This window comes from Ureibacillus acetophenoni (assembly GCF_900220965.1).
In the GTDB taxonomy this organism is placed as follows: Bacteria; Bacillota; Bacilli; order Bacillales_A; family Planococcaceae; genus Ureibacillus; species Ureibacillus acetophenoni.
In genome coordinates this window covers 26,217-48,194 of record NZ_OBQC01000008.1, presented here as the reverse complement: position 1 = coordinate 48,194, position 21,978 = coordinate 26,217, and the positions used below count along the sequence as shown (strand labels likewise).

The window sequence follows — 21,978 nt, the reverse complement described above, 5'->3', positions numbered from 1 at the left end:
GCATGGCTAATTGTAGCCACGCTCCTTTTCGTTTTTAATTATTGATTATATTAACTCCAGCAACACGACCGCTTCACAATGTGCAGAGTGTATGTGGCAACACATGGGTGCTGGTGGGTTTAATTATTTGGCTCGGTTCCTATTGAAGTGGAAACGAGCCTTTTTCTTACTATTCTTCAACAATTGCTTATTAAACTACAAAAGCTGATAAAATGGAACTTAGAATAAAAGGGAATTCAAACAGACCTTAATAAAACCAAATGAGAGAAAATTAATTGCTACAAAAGTAGTAAATCCTCATTCATCTAAGTGCTTGACTTTAAATTAATGATTTTAGAAACTGCTTGTTCGGCTGATCGAAGCGCTCCTTCAAGATGACCACTATATTGTGAATTAGTCTCTGTCCCAGCAAAAATAACTTTGTTTTTCCATTTACCTTCTACCTGTGGCTGACCATAACTCTGGTAATTTCTAATTGGACTATAATCTTTTTCAACAGCCGTTTTTGAATCACTGGACCAATCTTTATAAAAAATAGCCTTTGGATTTTTAGCTTCACTCCCAAAGAGCTTAACTAGCTGGTCATTAACCATTTTAATAATTTTCTCTTCGCCCATTTCTTTACGTACTTCTGCCGGCATTCCGAAGAACCCAAATAATGCACCAGAGCCATTATCTGGAGAAGCATCATATATTTCTTGTAAAGGACCAACAGAACTCAACACAAATCCAGAAAGGCCCATTTCCCTCCAGAAGGGACGATTATAAACGGCAACTGCCTTGGCTTGATCCGCCATCCAAGTTGGTTTATTTTCAATGTCAGTTATCAGATTTGGAGGAAGGGCAGGTGAAAATTCAATGTGACGCGCTACAAGTCGAGGAGGCAATGCTGATATAACAGCACTTGCAGGAAATTCTTTTGTATTTCCATCAGCAAGTTCTGCTTCTACCGTGATTTCCCCAGCCTCGTTTTGCCGAATTTTCTTAACACGCGTTTCTAGCTGGACGATTTCTAATGGAATAGTCTTTGCTATAGCATCAATTAGTGACTCCACACCACCAGTCAAGCGAACCCACTTTTCAGAAGAATTATCTTTCAATTCACAACGTTCTGGTGGCTTGATTTGGAATCGTTCTATCAATATTTCACCTGCGTTATATTGTTCAAAAGTTTCTAAATCTAGTTCTTTAACAAGATTAGCAATATAGCTTTCATCCTGTGGCCAAAACCACGTCGGGCCAAGGTCAAATTTACCTAGATCAGGTCTATTGGGAACAGAGGTACTCAAAGCCCTACCACCAATTCTATCTCTAGCCTCAAGGACCTTACATTTAATGCCTTGTTCAGTAAGTAGTGATGCAGCACGTAGGCCACTTAAACCTGCACCAACAATAATTACAGGATTGTTCATATTTTTTCCTCCTAATAACTGCGTCTACTAGTATGAAAATATATAAAACACAGAATTCTTCATTATTCAATTGTATCATCAGTAGGAACTCTTATATTTACTTTTTAACATAATTATCTAACTTTGTAGAGATGAATGATCCACTAAATGGCCGGATGGGTTGCTACAGACCGCACCACAATTTGCAGATTGTATGTGACAACAAAAGATGTTGGTGGGTATATTAAAAAGGCTTGGTACCTATGTCAGAGCAATCTAGCCTATTTAACTTTTTAACTAAGGCCTAGCTATTTAAAATCGATCATTATAAACCCCAACTTCAATTAAACTTATAGAGGAGTTGGGATTATTTCATCTATATAGGATGTTATTCAATATTATTTCTTAAGGAGTTACTGCAATTTTAATAACTGGTTCTTTTCGGTTTTCGAAGATTTCGTAACCTTTTTCAATATCGTTTAGGCTCATACGATGTGTTATTAGTGGTGTTAAGTCTAATTGACCCGTTTCAACCATACGGATAAGGCGTTTCATATTTTTAAGATCACCTAATCCGAAACGAATTGTTAAGTTTTTAAAGAATATTTCTGGGAATGGTACTGCTATGTCCTTACTAGGTATTCCAACGAGTGATACTCTTCCACCTACACCTAAGCATCGAACTGCTTGCAGGAATGTCGGTTCAACGCCTGCAGCTTCAAGTGCTGCATCCGCACCTTTGCCATTTGTTAATTGTTGGATTACTTCTAAAACATTCTCTTCGCCTGCAGTTATAACATGAGTTGCGCCAATTTTACGGCCCATTTCTAAACGAGACTTATCCATATCAACTAAGATAATTTGTCCAGGACTAAATAATTTTGCTGAAGCTACAGCACATAATCCTACTGGTCCAGCACCAAATACAACAACTGAATCTCCAGTTTTAATCTCTGCATCCACTGCAGCCGAATAACCAGTTGATAAAATATCTCCGACAAATAAGACTTGCTCATCTGTTAAATTCTCAGGAATATGAACTAAATTGAGATCTGCGAATGGAATACGAACATACTCACTTTGCGTTCCCGACAAATCACCCATTTCTGGTCCACTTCCAAGAATTCCTCCACGTGTACAATGTGATGTATAACCTGCTTGGCAATTATCACATTGCCCACAATGTAGTGCTGGTGGACCAGTTACGCGATCACCTGGCTTAAAGTCTACTACATCACTACCAACTTCTTCAACAACACCTACAAATTCATGACCTACTACATAGCCAGGTGTAGAATGCATATGCCCATGGATTAAGTGTATATCACTACCACAAATTGTTGTTAATGTGACACGAATGATTGCATCACCTGGGTTGATGATTTGTGGTTTTTCCACTTCTTGTAATGAAATTTTGTTTATTTCATTTAATACTAATGCTTTCATTTTGGTCTCCCCCAATAGTTTTAAGAATTTCAAAGTGAACTTAGAAAGAACTTTTCCTCAACCAGCACACCAATTTATATAGTTAACTATATATTATCCAAAAAAGAAGCGCCTATAAAAGCTTCGCAGCATTTATAGCGATCTTTTTTAAAGAGTCTGAAAGCGCTTTAATTTCTTGCTTTGAAAGCCCGCTAAAAAGTAATTGTTCTGTATGACTAAGATGTTCATAAATCCCTTCTAATATTGGATCCACTTTATCTGTCAGTTCAATAATACGTGAACGATTATCTACCGGGTCTGTTACACGTTTAATAAAATTCTTTTCTTCTAATCGCGATAATAATACACTTACAGTCGGATTAGTTAAATTTAATGCTTTTTCAATATCTCTTTGTTGGATTTTACGATGGTTTTCCTGATGCAAAAAAATGATGATATTCGTTTGACTATGAGTCAAATCAATTTCCTTTAAATGACTATCACCATATTTTTTCACCAAGTTATCAATCGTTTTGATCGATGGAACAATGTACGGTTTTTTATAATGTTCTAGCAAGTTATTTTGTCTCCTTCATTAATGAAGTTAACTTAATTATATAGTTAACTATATATATTTTCAACATTTTAGATTGCTTACATAGTCTACTAGCTACTATTTCAGTTATAGCATATAGCCATGTTATCCCCATAAATGTTCGATATAAAATAAACATTTATGGGGGTAATTTAATTTACATTAAAGTATTTTCTATTTTTGTTCCAACCACGCTACCGCTTCACAATGCGTCGTCTGAGGGAACATATCCACTGGCTGGATTTCTACCGTTTTGTATCCACCGTCTTCAAGAATTCTTAAATCCCTCGCTAACGTTGCAGGGTTACATGATACATATACCACTCTTTTCGGCTTGTGCTCAATAATCGTTTTCAACAATGCCTCGTCACAGCCTTTACGAGGTGGGTCCACCACTAAGACATCTGCTTCTTTACCATCAGCATACCAGCGTGGGATTACTTCTTCTGCTGGGCCCGCTTCGAAATACGTATTCGTAAAACCATTCAGTTCAGCATTGCGTTTTGCATCTTCAATTGCTTGCTCTACAATCTCAACACCCATTACTTGCTTTGCTTTCTCCGCTAAAAACAACGAAATTGTCCCAATACCACAATATGCATCAATGACTGTCTCATCGCCTTTTAACTGAGCATAATCTAATGCTTGCTTGTACAACACTTCTGTTTGAACTGGGTTTACTTGATAGAATGACCGCGCAGAGATTTCAAAACGTACTCCACCAATTGTATCTTCAATCGTATCTTTTCCCCAGAGTGTATAAGTTTCATTGCCCAAAATAACGTTCGTTTTTTCAATGTTAATATTTTGAACAATCGATGTCACATTTGGTACAAGCTTACGTACCACTTCAATAGCTGCATCTTTTTGAGGGAATTTATGTTTATTCGTTACTAAAACAACCATTACCTCACCAGTTGCGCGCCCTTTACGTACAACCACATGACGTAGCATACCTGTATGTGAGGCTTCATTGTATGGTTGTAAGCCTATTTCTTCTAGTTCTTTTTTGAGGTTTGCCATGATGGCATCCGCCTCACCTACTTGGATTAAGCAGCGCTCCATATCAACAATTTCATGGGATTTCGATTTATAAAATCCTGCAATCGGTCCTGTTTCAGTCGTACTGAAAGGAATTTGTGATTTATTCCGGTAGTTCCAAGGATCTTGCATTCCCTTAACTGGAAGTACAGGTGCGTCAATCTTCCCAATACGTTTCATGACGTTCTTCACCATGTTTTCTTTCCACTTTAACTGGCCTTCATAAGAAAGGTGTTGGAGCTGACATCCTCCGCACTTTCCAAAATAAATACAAGGTGCTTTCACTCGATCAGGTGATGGTTCTTTAATTTCTACAATTTTTGCAAACCCATAATTTTTAAGGGTCTTTAACACATGAATTTCAGCTGTTTCTTGAGGAAGCGCTCCTTGTATGAATAATGGATACCCATCAATCTTTGCAACGCCATTTCCATCATGAGTTAAGTCTTCTATATAAACTGTTCTTCGGTCATTTTTCTTTACTGGTAATGCCATGTTCCGTCCTCCATTTCAGTGTTTCTATTGTAGCAAAATTACATCATTGAGGGTAGCATAGCGATGGTGAATCCATTTAATTAGTGATGGAACTTTCTTAAGACCTAAAGAGAATCATCTCTCATTTAAAGTACTTAAATAAAATACTATTTCACAAGTGTTTTGGAATAAAAACATTACATTACTAGGTAAAAGTTCGTATCTAAAGTGTGACTTTTAGCATATTATCTATAATATAACAATGCTAAAACCTTGAGATAATTATAAAAATACTAAATTGGAGTGTATATGTGTTGAGAAAAAGCCCATCGTTTTACTCCTTTTCTTTCATATTTTTGATTTTCTCCATCGTTTTAATCGTAGGTTGTGGTGATCAATCGCTTCCCCTTAATCCTTCTAAAATTACAAACTTAAATGAGGAATCTTCAGATGAATCTATGGAAAAACCTAGTGAGCAGTCTCCAGTGAATGATGTGAAACAGTCATCAAACAGGAAGCAAGAAACTCAGCAACTTGATAATAAGAAAGTAGAAGAGAAATCCGAAAACAACGGAATCTTTGGAACATGGTATATTTGGATTCCTGGATCTGCAACAAATTATTATGATAAAGATACGAACGAATATGCAACACATGAATTTACCCCAGGTGCAGATGCAGGACAAATCATTCTCAACGAAAACGGAACTTATCAAATGTCATATCGTCTTTGGGAAGATCGAACTGTTCGTGGAAAATGGTATCTTTCAAATTCGGGAGAAATTAATGGCGAACAAGGTGAAGCTATCATATTATCAAATGGCTCTGGGGGCACAGATTGGGCGATTGCCCCCTCACAAGATGGCAACTCACTTCGCTTGCTCCAGGATTCAGGGACAGTTTGGAATGATGGGTCTTCTTTGTGGTTATTTGATTCGGAGTTATATAGATAATGAAAAAACCTTCCTATCACATTTAAATAGGAAGGTTTCATAATTTAATTATATTGATTAATTTCTATGCCACTTTGAAGTTTTTCTAAAAACTCATTTGGGGAATCAGTACGTACTGCAACTTGTGTACATTCTTTTTGTAATCCCATAATGAATGTTCCTTTTACAGGATTTTTAAGTTTAATAATGACATCAGGGTATACTGTTTCAAAGTCTCTAGCTATAAAAGATAAAGTACCTTTTGGCAATTTCCTTTGTAAAACTTCTTTATCGGTAATTAATTCATCAATATTATCGAACTGAATTTCTACTCGTTGCATTAGCCCTTGGGAAAGGAACACTGATTCCCGGTTGAAATAGATCGGGTTGAAACGCAATGCCTGAATATCTGCTAGTATGAAGAACACCGTATAAACATTTAGTACTAACATAATTATAGAAACAACTGGGTTAATCCCTATATAATGCAACATCCAGTGAACACCAATAGTTTCAAGTATGACCGCATGAATTAACATAATCTGAAAAGCAATTAAACTGGAATTTTTATAAACTGTTATACCTTCTCGTGGTTTCTTTTTCCAACTTAATAATGAATAATAGAATACTAATACTTCAGAACAAAGCACATAAACAATAGGATTTTTCGTTACATATTGATCTACAGCTTGTGGGAATGAAAAAACTCTAGGTAAGTCACTATTTCGTACTGCAGCTTTAATTTTTGGTATATAGCGTACAAATGTAATAATTAATGAAAGTTCAAATAGTACTATAGCAGCTTCTAAAGCGATTCCAGTCCAAGTAATTGCATCATATGGTTGAAGATAACTTGCTGGAATAATTATTTTCGCAGCTATACAACCTATAGCGATTAGACCAACTGCCATTTTCCATGAAAATTTCTTTTTGTACAACATAAACAAAATTGGAGCAATTACGATGAAGTCCAGTAATGAACCGATCACAACTGGATTTGTTTCTTCTGTCAGAATCATTGCACCAAATTCAGTTTTGTACAGTGTCCAATTACTCACCAATACTAAAAGCAGTAAAACTAGCCAGAGATTTATCCTCGTCTTACCTAACGTCATGTGTACCAACCCTTCCTAGTTAAAAATAAAACCTTCCATCTATAAAATATTTGGTTAACACCTTTATCTGACTAACGCTAGAATTTTACTCTTTTACACATAATTCTTACCCTCATTATGGCAAAAATCATTCAATTTCTCTATAACTTCTTACGACATTTAAGGAATTTTATTCCATTCCTGAATTTTTTGTGACTATCTGTTTTTTTTGCCCATTTTCCCTTTTCATCGTTAAAAATTGAAAATAAAAAAACCTATATGACTTAATGCAAAAAGCATGTCATACAGGTTTATATGTTCTATATTCGGTCCAATTCTCTTATATCCTCAACTGGAACGAATACTTCAATATGTTGTTTTAAATTCACTAATGAAGCAGGTACATCTCCACCGAATTCACCATCTAAGTTTAGATGAACTGTTTCTTCAGATGTTACATTTACTTTATTCGCTTTTTTATAGATTACATTCGGATCATTTAAATGCTCCCCGCGAAGTGCTAAAGAAGCTAAACGGATAAAATCACCTATATTGCACTTTTTCAAGATCATCATCGTAAAGTATCCATCATTGATACTTGCATCAGGTGCAATTTTTTCAAAACCACCTACAGAATTTGTTAAGGCACAGAAGAATAACATAGCATCTCCTTCGAAAACTTCGTCATCATACTCAATACGCATGTGTGTCGCTTTAATCGAAGGTAGCATTTCAATTCCCTTAATGTAATAAGCCAACTGACCTAACATTGTTTTCATCTTACTTGGTACTTCATATGTTAACTCTGTAATGCGCCCACCAGCCGCAATGTTGATAAAATAGCGATCATCATTTAATAATCCTACGTCTACTGGAATAGTATCTCCTTTGACAATAATATCAACGGCTTCTTCTATTTTTCTAGGGATGTGTACTGCACGAGCAAAGTCATTTGTAGTACCCATTGGTATAACCCCAAGCTTCGGTCGCTTTTCGTAAGGGCTAATCCCAGCAACTACTTCATTTAACGTACCATCGCCTCCAACTGCGACAATAATATCAAAGCCTCTTTCTACAGCATTCGCAGCAGCAAGCCTTGCATCATCCTCCCCTGTTGTTGCATGACAAGAAGTTTCATACCCTGCAATTTCCAGCTTCTCTAATACATCAGGTAAATGTTTTTTAAACGATTCTCTACCTGAAGTTGGATTATAAATGATTCTTGCTCTTTTCATTTTGTTTTCATCCTTTAACATAGTCAAAGTATTACCAAGCCCATTTCTTTATAATATGATTATGATAATACTTTCGTTATAACAGATTTCATGTCTTCATATACCCATTTTGCACATTGCGGATCATCCACAAATCTCTTCTGGATAAAAGTATACATTTCTTTTTGTTTTTCATCAAATTGCGGGTCCTCTTTGTCTGGCAATTGCGCTCTCATATCTGTAACCATTTGCTGCAATTCTGGAGCACGAGGACCCCATTTACCAATGACTTCACCTTCCTGGCTTAAGAATAGGTAAATAGGAATTGCACGACCTCCATTTGTTAAATAACGGTCAATTAAATCCGTATCCGCATCGCGAAGTGCACAACGAATGTCTAAGTTTGCTTCTTCCGCAATTTTACGAATAACCGCGTTATTTAACATAGCATCCCCACACCAATCTTCTGTAATCGCTAAGATATGTGGCTTTTTCTCTTTTAATAGTTGAAATACTTCATCCTCAGGATTTACGTTAAAGTTTTTGTATACTTCAAAACCTGGCTCTTTTAAATTCGTCGTCATTTTTTCCATATACTCTTGCATTGAAATTGACTCTTCAAAATATTGTTGTTCTGTTTTCATATTAATTCCTCCCTTTCCTATAATTCTATTTTGCATTGCCTTTTTAAGAAAAACAATTTATATGATTCAGCTATCAATGATTTCAGAATATTTAATGTTTATCCTCTCTTATTGCCTTATCCATCGGTGCCAATATAAATGCAATGATAATAGACATAATAACCGTTAAAAACGGTGCTACAAAAATCATAAAATCGTTCAAACATATCTCTCCTATGCATGATCTTTTCGTTCTCCTGTGACATATTCTTTGTTGAATAAAAACAGACGGAACAGTAGATATAATGATGGAATTAATAAACACAGACCTAGTATAAAAACAATGACTAAAGCAATCGCCATTTCTTGATTTGTAAAACCTTCATGAATGGTTAAGTGTGGATATAACAAGTATGGGTAGTGTGAAAAACCATACGCAAAAAAGGCAAAAGCAAATTGTAAAATTAGTAGAACAACCGACATTCCATAACTTTGTTTTTTCCAAATGAAATATAGGGTGATTAAAAATAATATCGCTGATAAGGTAAAAACTGGCCATAATTTCACTATATTTTCATAGTGAATTTTGTTATGAGCTCGTAACTCTACAATAATACCAGCAGCTGTAATGATTAAGGGTATGGACCATATTAGTGCGTATTTTCGCATTAAATTAGTTGCTTCCAGATCCTTTGCCTTCCATGCATACCAAGTTAAAAATACAGCCGAAATATAAAGTACAGCTGCTACACTTAACAGTACAATACTCCAGGATAAGGGGCTCGTGTACAACTTCCAATAATCTAATTCCGGATGTCCGTTAACTACATCGACAAAACCACCTTCAGATATTGTAAGAACTACTGATAGGGATGCCGGAATCAATAATCCGGATAGTCCATATGCAAAAGCGTATCCTTTATGACCGCTTGAACCATAAGATTCAAAAGCATAATAAGATCCACGTACTGCAAGTAAGATAATTGAAATACTTACTGGAACGAGTAAAAGGGTTCCATAATAATAAGCAGTTTGTGGGAAAAAACCAACGATTCCAACAAAGAAAAATACAAGAAAAACATTCGTCACTTCCCAAACTGGTGATAAATAGCGTTGAATAATATTTGTTAAAATGTGTGATCGATTCGTCAACAAGCTGTACGCATTAAAAAAACCTGCCCCAAAATCAATGGAAGCGACAATGATATAGCCGAATAGAAATGTCCACAACACCGTAATTCCTAATATTTCTAAACTCATTGTCCTTCACCAGCCTTTAGAGATTTTCGGTCAGCTATTTCTTGTTCAATTGAATTTGAACGGAACATTCTTCGTAATACAACAACACTGCCGATTCCTAGCACTAAATATAATAAACAGAACAACATAAACATTAAATCTACTTGACCACTCGTTGTTGCCCCTTCCTCCGTTCGCATAATTCCTCGGAGAATCCATGGTTGCCTTCCGACTTCAGCTAGCCACCAACCAGCTTCAATGGCAATGATAGATAGCGGTCCTCCAGTAACAATGCCCCATCTAAACCATTTTGCTTTTATAAAAGACCATCCTCGCCATATTCCTGCCAAGTAAATAATCGACACAAGTATCATAAACATTCCTATAAACACCATTATGTTAAACAAATAGTGAATATAGAGTGGGGGAATTTCATCCTCTGGAAATTCTTCTAATCCAACTACTTCCGCCATCGGGTTGCCGTGTGCCAAAATACTTAATGCATAAGGAATACGAATGGAGTATGTGATTTCTTCTTCATCATTTAAAAACCCTAAGAGGACAAGTGGTGCACCCTCTTCTGTTTCAAAATGCCATTCAGCAGCTGCTAACTTCTCAGGTTGATATTCAGCTAAATATTTTCCTGAGAAATCTCCGATTATTGCTGTTGCAATTGAGAAAATAAGCCCCAGTTTCATTAACAGGAAAAGCGCCTTTTTATGATAAATATGATTAGACCCTTTTAATAATCGGAAAGCCGCAATAGAGGCAAGTACAAACGCTGACGTCATATAAGCTGATACAAGTACATGGGCAACCTTTGTTGGCATGGCCGGATTAAACATTGCAACTAAAGGTTGTATGTTAACTAGCTCTCCATTTAACATTTCAAAACCTTGTGGGGCATTCATAAATGCATTAACAATTGTAATGAATACTGCAGACATGGATGCACCGATTGCAACTGGTATGAGTAGTAACATATGTTTCCTCTGGCTATCAAAGCGATCCCAAGTATATAAATAGATCCCTAAAAAGATGGCTTCAAAAAAGAACGCAAAAGTTTCCATGAATAACGGTAATGCAATCACTTGACCTGCAAGTTGCATAAAATTCGGCCATAGTAATGAAAGCTGCAACCCTATCGCCGTTCCTGTTACTACTCCTACAGCAACTGTTATTACAAATCCTCTTGCCCAACGTCTAGCAAGTAAAATGTAATGTTCATCTTTGTTCTTATATCCAACCCACTGAGCAATCATTATCATCAAAGGGATTCCGACACCTATTGTTGCATAGATGATGTGAAAAGATAGTGTAAGTTCTGTTAAAACTCTACTCCAAAATACTGCTGATTCATTAATCAAAGTAAATCCTCCTAGCTGAATAGTCTACCAATGATGGATAAAAGCATAATGAATGCAACAACAAAGCTTAAGTAAATTAGCCATTTTTCATGTTTCTTATACAATTTGAAACCGCTCCTTTTATGGTCTAAAACTCTTTAACTTCTCAATGAAAGATTGTAACAATTGCTCCAAATAAACAAAAAAACTCATTTAACTGGTAGGTTTCCCTAACAGTTAAATGAGCATGCATTAAATATTATCGTTTATTAATCTCTTCAAGCAAGATTTTGTTTACCATTGGTGGGTTTGCTTGTCCCTTTGTTTCTTTCATAATTTGACCGACTAAGAAGCCAATTGCACGGTCTTTTCCGTTTTTAAAGTCTTCAATAGATTGTGGGTTATTATCTAAAATTTTCGTAATAATTGGAACTAATACAGATGGATCAGAAATTTGTACTAATCCTTTTGCTTTCACGATTTCTTTTGCGTCTCCACCGTTTTTAACAAGCTCTGTAAATACTTTCTTCGCAATCTTAGATGAGATAGTTCCATCAGAAATTAGTTTCACCATTCCAGCAAGGTTTTCTGGAGTAAGTTTTGTTTGGCTAATTTCAATTTGTTCAGCGTTCAAGTAAGCTGAAACGTCGCCCATTAACCAGTTCGCAGATAATTTTGAATCCGCACCAGCTGCAACCATTTCATCGAAGAAATCAGAAATAGGTTTGTTAACTACTAATACGCTTGCATCGTATTCTGTTAAACCAAGCTCATCAACATAGCGTTTTTTACGAGCATCTGGCAGTTCAGGAATTGATTGGCGTACGCGTTCTAACCATGCATCGTCAATAACAAGATCAACTAAATCTGGTTCTGGGAAGTAACGATAATCGTCTGTTCCCTCTTTCACACGCATTAGAATTGTTTTTCCTGTTTTCTCATCAAAGCGGCGAGTTTCTTGCTCAATTACGCCACCTGACATTAACACTTCTGCTTGGCGTATTTCTTCGTGTTCAAGACCTTTACGAACAAAGTTAAATGAGTTTAAGTTCTTTAACTCTGTTTTTGTACCGAATTCTTCTTGACCATAAGGACGGATTGAAATGTTCGCATCACAACGAAGTGAACCTTCTTCCATCTTTACGTCAGAAACTCCTGTATATTGAATAATTGATTTTAACTTTTCAAGGTAAGCATACGCTTCAGCAGGTGTGCGAATATCTGGTTCAGATACGATTTCTACTAAAGGTGTTCCTTGACGGTTAAAGTCTACTAACGAATAACCATCACCGTGTGTTAATTTACCCGCATCCTCTTCCATATGAAGGCGAGTAATTCCAATTTTCTTCGTGTAACCTGGTTGTCCATCTGTTCCAGGTACTTCGATTTCGATCCAACCATCATAACCAATCGGTTTATCAAATTGAGAGATTTGATACGCTTTTGGATTGTCAGGATAGAAGTAGTTTTTACGATCGAATTTAGTATGTTGATTAATTTTCATGTTTAGCGCTAATGAAGCTCTAATTGCATAATCAACAACGTTTTTATTTAATACTGGTAATACCCCAGGATATCCTAAGTCAATAACCGTTGTATTTGTATTTGGTTCCGCTCCAAAGTGGTTTGGTGCTGGAGAGAAAATTTTAGATTCAGTTTTTAGTTCAACGTGAACTTCTAAACCAATGACTGTTTCAAAATTCATAGTTATTTAACCTCCCAAGTACTCGGAGTTTGCTTGTGGAAGTCAGTCGCTTGCTCATAAGCATAAGCTGCGCGATAGATCGTTTCCTCATCAAAGTGTTTTCCGATAATTTGTAAACCTAGTGGTAAACCTTCGTGGAAACCACAAGGAATTGAGATCGCTGGAACGCCTGCTAAGTTAATCGGAATCGTTAAAATATCGTTTGCATACATTGTCATTGGATCATCAATGTTATCTCCAATTTTAAATGCTGCTGTTGGTGCAGTAGGTCCAACAATCACATCATAGTTTTCAAAAACTTTGTCATAGTCTTCTTTAATTAACGTACGAACTTGTTGTGCTTTTTTGTAGTAAGCATCGTAAGTACCCGCAGATAATGAGTAAGTACCAAGCATAATACGAAGTTTTACTTCTTCGCCAAAACCTTGTGCACGTGTTTCTTTATAAAGTTCCATTAAGTTTTTAACGCCTTCTGCACGGAAACCATAACGAATACCGTCAAAACGTGAAAGGTTTGATGATGCCTCTGAAGATGCAAGGATATAATATGCTGCTAATGCATATTTTGAATGTGGTAGAGATACCTCTTCTACTGTAGCTCCTAAACCTTTTAAAACTTCTAGAGCACTATATATAGATTGGCGTACTTCTTCACTAACACCTTCACCTAAAAACTCTTTCGGTACTGCAACACGTAATCCTTTAATATCCCCGTTTAAGCTAGATGCATAATTCGGAACCGGTACGTCTGCTGAAGTTGAATCGTTCGGGTCAACTCCTGCGATTGCCTCAAGAAGAAGTGCGTTATCATACACATTTCGAGTAATTGGTCCAATTTGGTCTAATGATGATGCATAAGCAACTAAACCATAACGAGAAACGCGTCCGTAAGTTGGTTTCATTCCTACAACACCACAGTAAGCTGCTGGTTGACGGATTGAACCACCAGTATCAGAACCTAGTGAGAATGGAACTTCACCTGCAGCAACAGAAGCCGCAGAAGCTCCTGAAGAACCTCCAGGTACATGATTTAAATTCCAAGGGTTTTTAGTTGTTTTAAATGCTGAGTTTTCGTTAGATGAACCCATTGCAAATTCATCCATGTTTAATTTCCCAACAGTAATCATACCAGCATCGCGTAATTTTTTTACGACAGTTGCATCATAAATTGGTATAAATCCTTTTAAAATTTTTGAAGCGCAAGTTGTTTCAATGCCCTCAGTCACAATATTATCTTTTACCCCAATAGGTAAACCGAATAATGGTCCACGTTCCTCTGCAGGAATAGTTTCTAATTCTTCGGCACGTTTTAGAGCATTGTCTTTGTCTAAAGCTAAAAACGCTTGTACGTCCCCGTCTAGTTTTTCAATGCGTGAAAACGCCTCGTTCGTTAAGTCAGCGATTGTAATTTCGCCATTATGTAAACCTTCTTGTAATTCTCTCGCTGAACGTTCAAATAACGTCATAGTAGGGGGTCCCTCCTTCACGGTTATATTAGTCTTCTAAGATTGGCGGCACTTTCACTTGGCCATCTTCTTGTTCTTTTACATTTAACATCATAACATCACGATCTAAACCTTTAACTGCAACATCCTCGCGCATTACATTCACGATAGATAACACATGTGAAGTCGGTTCAACGTTCGTAGTGTCTAATTCGTTTAGTTGTTCTGCAAAGACTGTAATCTTACCAAGCTGATCAGCAAATTTTTCTGCTTCTTCATCTGTGATTGCAAGTCTTGCTAAGTGAGCAACGTGCTTTACTTCTTCTTTTGACAGTTTTGCCATTTCTACACCTCCGAATTTAATACATGGCAATAATCAATAATAATACCATTATTCCCTAGAAAAATCTCAATTTAGAACAAAAACACGAAAGTTCGCAACTATTTGGTTCATATTTTATTAACATTTTCAATTAAGATTTACCTTCTAAATTATCGCCATATATAGTAGGTTTTCAAACCTAACTAATCGCTTTTAGCCTAATTATTCATGGACAAAGGAAAACAGTGTAGCCTTGAAGCTGACTACACTGTTTCAATTATTGAATTTTATCCTTAATAAATATGAACAAATGGTTCATCATCATTAGGTTCTTTTAAGATTAGTGCTTCTGCCCCGTTAATTGAATTAATATTTACCTCAATACTTACATCATTTGGCAATTGACTGAGAATAACACCAGATAAGTACTGGGTAAATCCGATAATTTCCGTTTTCCCATAAAATTGGATAGGTATTTCAATTTCAATTTTTTGCAGCTCATTATTGCGGTAATAACCAGAGCCAATGACGCTCGTATAATTTGAAAAATATTTATCGATATCTTGTTTAAAGTTTTGGAAAGCAGTATTCATCTCTCGGTAATAGTCACCTTCCAAAGATGTTGGAAAAGTTACATAAACTTCGTTGATTGGTTTCCATTCGCCAAGTCCATTTGTACCAGCTTCTGACGTACTATATGCAAAATAGGTACCTGGTACAATTGAATTTCTCTTTTCTTGTTTGAAAAGACCGATTACAATTGGAACTTCACTAAGTTCTGGACGAGCACGTAATCTTGTAATTACTTCTTCAGCAATTTCCTTCCCTTTTTGTTCCATTACTTCTTGAGGAATCGTCTCTTGGTAGTACTCACCATATTGCTCTTTTTGGTAATAGTAAATTGAGTTTAAAGCTAAACCAATGGAGACACCACCAAGTCCAACCTTATTATCATCCGTTTTCTTTAAGTAGTTTTGTTCCACTATATGTGCTAAGTATATTGGCGCTTCTTTTGCACGTGTTTCAGGATCCATTTCTACACCTGATGCATCTTCGTTTGAAGGATTTAGTCCCCGAAGCGAAGGATCCAATTTCTCATTTTGATTTTCACGATAAAGCCAATTGCTTACAGTATATGAATCTAAATATTGTCCTTCTTGGAAATAATAATCATCAGTACTAAAGACATTTTGAGAAAGGCGCATTAACCCCTCTTCAACTTCTTTAATATCGTATTTTGTGTATAAATTAGAGACCACTAATCCACGGCTTGCACTCTCTTTATAAGGTATTAATGTTTTATAATAATTTTCATCTAACTGCATGCTTGGAATAATTGTTGTTTCAACTTCTTCGGTTTTATCTGTTAGAAATTCTGTGTCTTCTTCAGGAGAGGGTACACAGGCTGCTAACAATGCTAATACTACTAATGACGGAAGCCAGCGAAATCGGTTCATAGTGTGAAACTCCTTTACTTATCTTCTAAATGCTCGATCAGGCGGTTTTCGTCCCAAATTTCAATACCTAACTCAGTCGCTTTCGTTAACTTTGAGCCTGCATCAGTACCTGCAATCACAAGATCGGTTTTCTTACTTACACTACCTGATACTGTGCCACCTAATTCTTCTATTTTCGCCTTTGCTTCATTTCGTGTCAATTGCTCTAATTTCCCCGTTAAAACGATCGTTTTTCCAGCGAATGGATTCGAACCAACTTCAATCTGAATTTTTTTCCCTTTATAAGCCGTGTTGACGCCAACTTCTTTTAAGCGAGAGATTAACTCTTTCACTTCATTCTTTTCAAAGTAAGCAACAATAGAGAGAGCCATTTTTTCTCCAATTTCATGAATCGATTGGATGTCATCTGCGCTTGCTTCCATTAAAGCATCTATCGTCTCATATTGTTCAGAAAGAATTTTTGCAGCTTTTTCACCAACATGACGAATTCCTAAACCAAAGAGTAGTCTTTCTAAAGAGTTTTCTTTGGAACGTTCAATTGCGTTTACTAGGTTAGTTGCCGATTTTTCTCCCATTCTTTCCAAAGTAACTAATTGTGGTACCTCTAGATGATATAAATCAGCAACATCTCGAATAAAGTTTTCCCTTAAAAGTTGTTCAACCACTTTTTCTCCCAAACCATCGATGTTCATAGCATTTCTAGATACGAAATGTTTAATGCCTTCTGCGATTTGCGCTGGGCAAGTAGGATTTACACAACGGAGTGCAACTTCTCCTTCAAAACGGACTAATTCACTTCCACAAGCGATACACTCCTTAGGCATTTCGAACGGCACTGCTTCTTCCGGCCTTTGATCATAAATAACACCTACAACTTCTGGAATGATATCTCCCGCTTTATGGACGATGACTGTATCACCGATGCGAATGTCTTTTTCACGAATTAAATCTTCATTATGAAGAGATGCTCGTCCAACAGTTGAACCAGCAACTAATACAGGTTCAAGAATAGCAGTTGGCGTAATAACTCCTGTACGTCCTACTGTTAGTTCTATGTCTAATACTTTCGTTGTCACTTCTTCAGCTGGAAATTTGTATGCAATGGCCCAACGTGGACTTTTTGCAGTAAAGCCAAGTTCATCTTGATGGGCGTAACGGTTAACTTTTACGACAATACCATCGATTTCATATGGTAAATTTGGGCGTTCCTCTGTCCATTTATTTATAAACGCTAATACATCATCAATTGTTGCGCATAGCTGTCTTTCTTTGTTAGATGGGAACCCTATTGTTTGTAAATAATCTAGCATTTCTGCATGTGAATCGATTCCGTAACTTTCTCCATCTCCACCAATCGCATAAATAAAAGTAGATAGGTTTCGACTTGCAGCTACTTTAGGATCTAGTTGTCTTAAAGAGCCAGCTGCAGCATTACGAGGGTTTGCAAATGGTTCTTCTCCATTTTCCTCACGTACTATATTTAAATTTTCAAAGGACTTTTTTGGCATATATGCTTCGCCGCGCACTTCAATGGTAACGGGTTCTTTTAAGCGGAGCGGTATAGAACGAATCGTTTTCAAGTTCATCGTAATATCTTCTCCAACAGTTCCATCACCACGAGTTGCTCCTTGAACAAATACACCGTTTTCATATTTTAAAGAAATTGCTAACCCATCAATTTTCAATTCGCAAACATAAGAATAATCAGAACCAATTGCCTGACGAATTTTGCGATCAAAATCCCTTAATTCCTCCTCGTTAAAAGCATTTGAAAGACTTAACATCGAGTAGGTATGCGTTACTTTTTGGAACCCTTCTAATGGTTTACCACCCACTCGTTGTGTTGGAGAATCAGGATAAATGAATTCTGGGTTTTCCTTTTCTAATGCAATGAGTTCTTGTAAAAGCCGATCGTACTCAGCATCCGTAACGATAGGCTTGTCCAATACATAGTAAGCATGACCATACTCATGAAGTAGCTTATTCAGTTCTGCAACTCGTTTTTCTTTATCGTTCATCGTATTTCCTCCACCATTTACTTGGCTACTACTATCCTTTTGTAATTGGAGCAAATTTAGCTAATAATCGTTTTACCCCTAAATCTGGAAAGGCAATATCTAATTCTAAATCATCATTGTTCCCTCTAACACTTACAACAGTTCCTGTCCCCCACTTTTTATGGACCGCTTTGTCACCAAGTTTCCACTCCATTTGATCTCCACCTGTGGATTGGAGACTAGAGACTTGTGATTTTGGCTGAACATTTCCAATCGTTCTTCGGTGACTATACTCTTTATTTGAACGACCTGCTCCAAATGGAAGTCTGTCAGTTTCAGGACGAGCATTCGCTATAGAGATTTGTTCAATTATTTCATCTGAGATTTCATGTAAAAATCGAGAAGGCATGTTAAAGCTTGAGCGTCCATATAAAGTTCGAGATTGAGCGCACGTTAGATAGAGTCTCTCTTCCGCACGTGTTATTCCAACGTAAGCTAATCTTCTTTCTTCTTCCATTTCAGCTGCATCATCAAGGGATCGTGAATGAGGGAATATATTTTCTTCCATTCCGATAATAAATACAACTGGAAACTCTAGACCTTTAGCAGAGTGCATCGTCATTAGAATAATGCTACCTTTTGACGTATCTTCCTTATCTAGTGAATCGATATCAGCAACCAATGCTAAATCCGTTAAAAATGCAATTAACGATTTGTCATCACTACGTTCTTCAAAGGCTTTTGTTACGGATAAAAACTCTTCAATGTTCTCTAATCGGCTTTCTGCTTCGATCGTTTTTTCATTTTGAAGCATTTCGCGGTAACCTGTCTTATCAATAACTTGCTCTACTAGTTCTGTAACCGAAAGATATTCTTGCATTTGAGTAAATCCTGCAATTAAATCACGGAATTTCTCTACAGAATTCATCGCTCTTGCAGTGAGCCCCATAAACACTACTTCATTCATGGCATCAAAAATAGAGCGATCTTGTTCAATCGCATAAGTAGCCATTTTTTCAAAAGAAGTTGCGCCAATATTACGTTTTGGTTCATTAATAATTCGCGCAAGGGACAAGTCGTCATCATTATTAGCAATCAATCGTAAATAAGCTAATAAATCTTTAATTTCCTTACGATCGTAGAATTTCGTTCCGCCTACGATTTGGTAAGTAATATTAGATTTCACAAGTACTTCCTCCATCACACGTGACTGGGCATTCGTACGATAAAGGATTGCAAAATCATCTAAAGAACGGTTTTCCTTCTCCATTAAATCTTTAATAGTTTTCACAACAAATTGTGCTTCTTGTTGTTCATTTGAAGCTTTGAAAAGCTTTATTTTATCGCCATCAACATTATCTGTGCGTAGTTTTTTAGGGTACCTACTCTCGTTGTTTTGGATTACATCGTTTGCAGCTTGTAATATACGTTTTGTTGAGCGATAGTTTTGTTCTAGTAAAATGACCTTTGCATTTGGATAGTCTTTTTCAAAGGATAAAATATTTCCTATATCTGCTCCGCGCCAACGATAGATAGATTGGTCTGAGTCACCTACAACACAAATATTTTTAAACTTCTTTGCTAGCATTTGAACTAGTTTGTATTGTGAATGGTTCGTATCTTGATACTCGTCTACGTGGATGTACTGGAATTTATTTTGGTAGAATTCTAATACATCTGGCACTCGTTCAAATAAACGAATCGTAGTCATGATTAAATCATCAAAGTCGAGGGATTGGTTTTTGAGAAGTCGTTTTTCATAACCTTCATACACCTGTGCAATTACCTTTTCATATGGATTATTCGGATTGCTATTTGCTTTATATTGATCTGCCGTAATACATTCATTTTTCGCAGAGCTAATAGCATTTAAGATTGCACGGGGCTCGAATCGTTTTGAATCGATATTAAGTTGCTTTGATACATTCATTACCACCGATAGTTGATCCGCAGAGTCTAGAATAGAGAAGTTTTTAGATATCCCAATACGATCAATATTTCTACGTAATATCCTTACGCACATAGAGTGGAATGTCGAAACCCACATACTTTCGGAAATCCCAGCACCTAGTAATCGATCTATACGTTCTCTCATTTCTCTGGCAGCCTTATTTGTAAATGTAATTGCTAAAATTTTTGAAGGGTATACTTCTTTTTCAACGACTAAATATGCAATCCGGTGAGTTAATACTCTAGTTTTCCCAGAACCAGCTCCTGCCATTATTAACAGCGGACCTTCAGTGGTTTTTACAGCTTCTGCTTGCTGTGGATTCATACCGTTTAGTAAGTTTTTTGTTATTTGTTCCATGATGCACCACCTTTATAAATTACGGTTTGGCATATTTTATTACTGATTTCAGACGATGATTTAAACAATCATCTCTGTATGAAATCTTTATTATTTGCCGGAGTATCTATTCGATTCAATATAACGAATCAATAAACACAAACATTTGTTCTATAATTATACTATAAAGTATAGTAATAATCAGTATTTAAATTGAAATACTTTTCACTGCCTCTACAGTTTTTAATGCTTGATTTAAATTATCATAAATAATGTTTCCTACGATAATTGTATCTGCGATTTTTGCCATTTCCGTAGCTTGTTCAGGCGAAGTTATTCCACCACCATAAAATAACTTCGCCTCATTTAGAACATCTTTTACTGCAGCTACAATTGTCGGGTCTCCGTAAGTCCCACTATATTCAAGGTAAAAAATAGGTAATTTAAAGTAACTCTCCGCTAAACGTGCATAAGCAATAACATCATCTTCTGTTAAATCAGTTTTTGCTTTTGTTTCGTTTGCAACTTTGCAATCTGGGTTTAATACGCAATACCCTTCAGCAATCAGTTCGTCCCAAACAAGTACATCACCATATTCTTTAATTGCTTCATGGTGTAAATCTTTTACCCATGTTGTTTCAGTACTGTTTAAAACAGAAGGGATTAAATAATAATCAAATCCAGGAGTTACCGATTCGATGTTCGAGATTTCTAATGCAACTGGAACCGTAAAACGTCTGATTCTAACTAGCTTATCAATAACATTATCAATCGTTACACCATCTGTTCCACCAACTAATATGACATCTGTTCCAGATTCACAAATTTTCTCTAAATCTTCATCTGATATTTCTTTTGCTGGATCTATTTTGAACACATGTCTCCAAGCTTTATAATCCATTTCTTTCCCACCTAACTCATTCGTTCAAACAATCTTTTTCTCGATTACAAGTATATCTTAAACTAACTAAAAGCGAAAAGAATCGAATATGTAAATGTACATCACCTTTAGAAAAAAAGAAGACCATCTAACAAGTTTGTACCTTTGTTAGATGGCCAAATAATTATTTTGAAGCTTGGAAAGGCTTTTCATCGGGGTACAAACGACCGAGCATTCTGTCGTATGTGTCATTCCCGTAATCAAAACAACGTCTTACACGTGAAATGGTAGCAGTTGATGCACCAGTTTCTTTTTTAATAGTTTCGTACGTCTTTTTTAAACGAAGAAGATGTGCCACTTCGAATCGTTGTGCTAGTGATTGAATTTCACTTATAGTACATAGATCATCAAAAAATTCATAACATTCTTCAAGGTTCTTTAATTCAAGAACAGCTTTGAATAATTGGTCTGTTTGATGTCCACGAATCTTTTCAATTTGCATTAAATATCC

The 21,978-nt window shown here is 36.3% G+C and carries 19 protein-coding genes; 1 reads left to right on the top strand and 18 read right to left on the bottom strand.

All coding sequences use genetic code 11. The annotated features are described in order from the left end of the window. Positions 1 to 305: 305 nt before the first annotated feature. From CRO45_RS11565 to rlmD, 4 genes are all read right to left on the bottom strand, one after another. The gene (locus CRO45_RS11565) at positions 306 to 1,412 is read right to left on the bottom strand and encodes a flavin monoamine oxidase family protein (RefSeq protein WP_097149807.1); all 1,107 of its coding nucleotides are present in this window, start codon (positions 1,410 to 1,412) and stop codon (positions 306 to 308) included. Positions 1,413 to 1,796: 384 nt separating this feature from the next. Then, positions 1,797 to 2,837, bottom strand: coding sequence for a zinc-dependent alcohol dehydrogenase (locus tag CRO45_RS11560; protein WP_097149806.1), 1,041 nt, complete (start codon positions 2,835 to 2,837; stop codon positions 1,797 to 1,799). Between the two features lie 112 nt (positions 2,838 to 2,949). Continuing rightward, entirely contained in the window at positions 2,950 to 3,393 is a 444-nt protein-coding gene (locus CRO45_RS11555) for a MarR family winged helix-turn-helix transcriptional regulator (RefSeq protein ID WP_097149805.1), read from the bottom strand. A 192-nt stretch (positions 3,394 to 3,585) separates the two neighbouring features. Then, positions 3,586 to 4,947, bottom strand: coding sequence for a 23S rRNA (uracil(1939)-C(5))-methyltransferase RlmD (gene rlmD, locus CRO45_RS11550; protein WP_097149804.1), 1,362 nt, complete (start codon positions 4,945 to 4,947; stop codon positions 3,586 to 3,588). A gap of 290 nt (positions 4,948 to 5,237) precedes the next feature. On the opposite strand from rlmD, the gene CRO45_RS11545 reads away from it, so the two are divergent. Further along, entirely contained in the window at positions 5,238 to 5,879 is a 642-nt protein-coding gene (locus CRO45_RS11545) for a hypothetical protein (RefSeq protein ID WP_141400329.1), read from the top strand. 44 nt (positions 5,880 to 5,923) lie between these two features. Here CRO45_RS11545 and CRO45_RS11540 read toward each other — a convergent pair whose 3' ends face one another. The 14 genes from CRO45_RS11540 to CRO45_RS11480 all read right to left on the bottom strand — a co-directional run bounded on the left by CRO45_RS11540 (position 5,924) and on the right by CRO45_RS11480 (position 21,969). Then, a complete protein-coding gene (locus tag CRO45_RS11540) occupies positions 5,924 to 6,973 on the bottom strand; it encodes a beta-carotene 15,15'-monooxygenase (RefSeq protein ID WP_097149802.1) in 1,050 nt (349 codons plus the stop codon). Between the two features lie 299 nt (positions 6,974 to 7,272). Further along, a complete protein-coding gene (locus CRO45_RS11535) occupies positions 7,273 to 8,187 on the bottom strand; it encodes a diacylglycerol kinase (protein ID WP_097149801.1) in 915 nt (304 codons plus the stop codon). Positions 8,188 to 8,246: 59 nt separating this feature from the next. After that, positions 8,247 to 8,810: a thioredoxin family protein gene (locus CRO45_RS11530; protein ID WP_097149800.1), complete on the bottom strand. Its 564-nt coding sequence runs from the start codon at positions 8,808 to 8,810 to the stop codon at positions 8,247 to 8,249. Positions 8,811 to 8,901: 91 nt separating this feature from the next. After that, entirely contained in the window at positions 8,902 to 9,012 is a 111-nt protein-coding gene (gene cydS / locus CRO45_RS20450) for a cytochrome bd oxidase small subunit CydS (protein ID WP_408057140.1), read from the bottom strand. An 11-nt stretch (positions 9,013 to 9,023) separates the two neighbouring features. Beyond that, a complete protein-coding gene (locus CRO45_RS11525) occupies positions 9,024 to 10,049 on the bottom strand; it encodes a cytochrome d ubiquinol oxidase subunit II (protein WP_097149799.1) in 1,026 nt (341 codons plus the stop codon). Then, a complete protein-coding gene (locus CRO45_RS11520) occupies positions 10,046 to 11,395 on the bottom strand; it encodes a cytochrome ubiquinol oxidase subunit I (RefSeq protein ID WP_097149798.1) in 1,350 nt (449 codons plus the stop codon). The genes CRO45_RS11525 and CRO45_RS11520 overlap by 4 nt, the downstream gene beginning before the upstream one ends. A 238-nt stretch (positions 11,396 to 11,633) precedes the next feature. Next, entirely contained in the window at positions 11,634 to 13,079 is a 1,446-nt protein-coding gene (gene gatB, locus CRO45_RS11515; protein WP_097149797.1) for an Asp-tRNA(Asn)/Glu-tRNA(Gln) amidotransferase subunit GatB, read from the bottom strand. Between the two features lie 2 nt (positions 13,080 to 13,081). After that, positions 13,082 to 14,545, bottom strand: a complete 1,464-nt coding sequence (gene gatA / locus CRO45_RS11510; protein ID WP_097149796.1) for an Asp-tRNA(Asn)/Glu-tRNA(Gln) amidotransferase subunit GatA — start codon at positions 14,543 to 14,545, stop codon at positions 13,082 to 13,084. A gap of 28 nt (positions 14,546 to 14,573) precedes the next feature. Further along, positions 14,574 to 14,867, bottom strand: a complete 294-nt coding sequence (gatC, locus tag CRO45_RS11505; protein WP_097149795.1) for an Asp-tRNA(Asn)/Glu-tRNA(Gln) amidotransferase subunit GatC — start codon at positions 14,865 to 14,867, stop codon at positions 14,574 to 14,576. 272 nt (positions 14,868 to 15,139) lie between these two features. Next, entirely contained in the window at positions 15,140 to 16,303 is a 1,164-nt protein-coding gene (locus CRO45_RS11500) for a CamS family sex pheromone protein (protein ID WP_097149794.1), read from the bottom strand. A 14-nt stretch (positions 16,304 to 16,317) separates the two neighbouring features. Further along, a complete protein-coding gene (ligA, locus tag CRO45_RS11495; protein WP_097149793.1) occupies positions 16,318 to 18,321 on the bottom strand; it encodes an NAD-dependent DNA ligase LigA in 2,004 nt (667 codons plus the stop codon). Positions 18,322 to 18,352: 31 nt separating this feature from the next. Beyond that, positions 18,353 to 20,608, bottom strand: coding sequence for a DNA helicase PcrA (pcrA, locus tag CRO45_RS11490; protein ID WP_097149792.1), 2,256 nt, complete (start codon positions 20,606 to 20,608; stop codon positions 18,353 to 18,355). A 187-nt stretch (positions 20,609 to 20,795) separates the two neighbouring features. Next, positions 20,796 to 21,488 (bottom strand): heptaprenylglyceryl phosphate synthase, encoded by a 693-nt coding sequence (gene pcrB, locus CRO45_RS11485; RefSeq protein WP_097149791.1) that lies wholly within the window; start codon positions 21,486 to 21,488, stop codon positions 20,796 to 20,798. 163 nt (positions 21,489 to 21,651) lie between these two features. After that, complete coding sequence (locus tag CRO45_RS11480; protein ID WP_097149790.1) at positions 21,652 to 21,969, bottom strand: YerC/YecD family TrpR-related protein; 318 nt, start codon at positions 21,967 to 21,969, stop codon at positions 21,652 to 21,654. Between the last annotated feature and the right edge of the window lie 9 nt (positions 21,970 to 21,978).

Bases quoted from the DNA above. Each gene is read 5' to 3' on its own strand.
- CRO45_RS11565 (WP_097149807.1), bottom strand. From the start codon at position 1,412: ATGAACAATCCTGTAATTATTGTTGGTGCAGGTTTAAGTGGCCTACGT.
- CRO45_RS11560 (WP_097149806.1), bottom strand. From the start codon at position 2,837: ATGAAAGCATTAGTATTAAATGAAATAAACAAAATTTCATTACAAGAA.
- rlmD (WP_097149804.1), bottom strand. From the start codon at position 4,947: ATGGCATTACCAGTAAAGAAAAATGACCGAAGAACAGTTTATATAGAA.
- CRO45_RS11540 (WP_097149802.1), bottom strand. From the start codon at position 6,973: ATGACGTTAGGTAAGACGAGGATAAATCTCTGGCTAGTTTTACTGCTT.
- CRO45_RS11535 (WP_097149801.1), bottom strand. From the start codon at position 8,187: ATGAAAAGAGCAAGAATCATTTATAATCCAACTTCAGGTAGAGAATCG.
- CRO45_RS11530 (WP_097149800.1), bottom strand. From the start codon at position 8,810: ATGAAAACAGAACAACAATATTTTGAAGAGTCAATTTCAATGCAAGAG.
- CRO45_RS11525 (WP_097149799.1), bottom strand. From the start codon at position 10,049: ATGAGTTTAGAAATATTAGGAATTACGGTGTTGTGGACATTTCTATTC.
- gatB (WP_097149797.1), bottom strand. From the start codon at position 13,079: ATGAATTTTGAAACAGTCATTGGTTTAGAAGTTCACGTTGAACTAAAA.
- gatA (WP_097149796.1), bottom strand. From the start codon at position 14,545: ATGACGTTATTTGAACGTTCAGCGAGAGAATTACAAGAAGGTTTACAT.
- gatC (WP_097149795.1), bottom strand. From the start codon at position 14,867: ATGGCAAAACTGTCAAAAGAAGAAGTAAAGCACGTTGCTCACTTAGCA.
- CRO45_RS11500 (WP_097149794.1), bottom strand. From the start codon at position 16,303: ATGAACCGATTTCGCTGGCTTCCGTCATTAGTAGTATTAGCATTGTTA.
- ligA (WP_097149793.1), bottom strand. From the start codon at position 18,321: ATGAACGATAAAGAAAAACGAGTTGCAGAACTGAATAAGCTACTTCAT.
- pcrA (WP_097149792.1), bottom strand. From the start codon at position 20,608: ATGGAACAAATAACAAAAAACTTACTAAACGGTATGAATCCACAGCAA.
- pcrB (WP_097149791.1), bottom strand. From the start codon at position 21,488: ATGGATTATAAAGCTTGGAGACATGTGTTCAAAATAGATCCAGCAAAA.
- CRO45_RS11480 (WP_097149790.1), bottom strand. From the start codon at position 21,969: ATGCAAATTGAAAAGATTCGTGGACATCAAACAGACCAATTATTCAAA.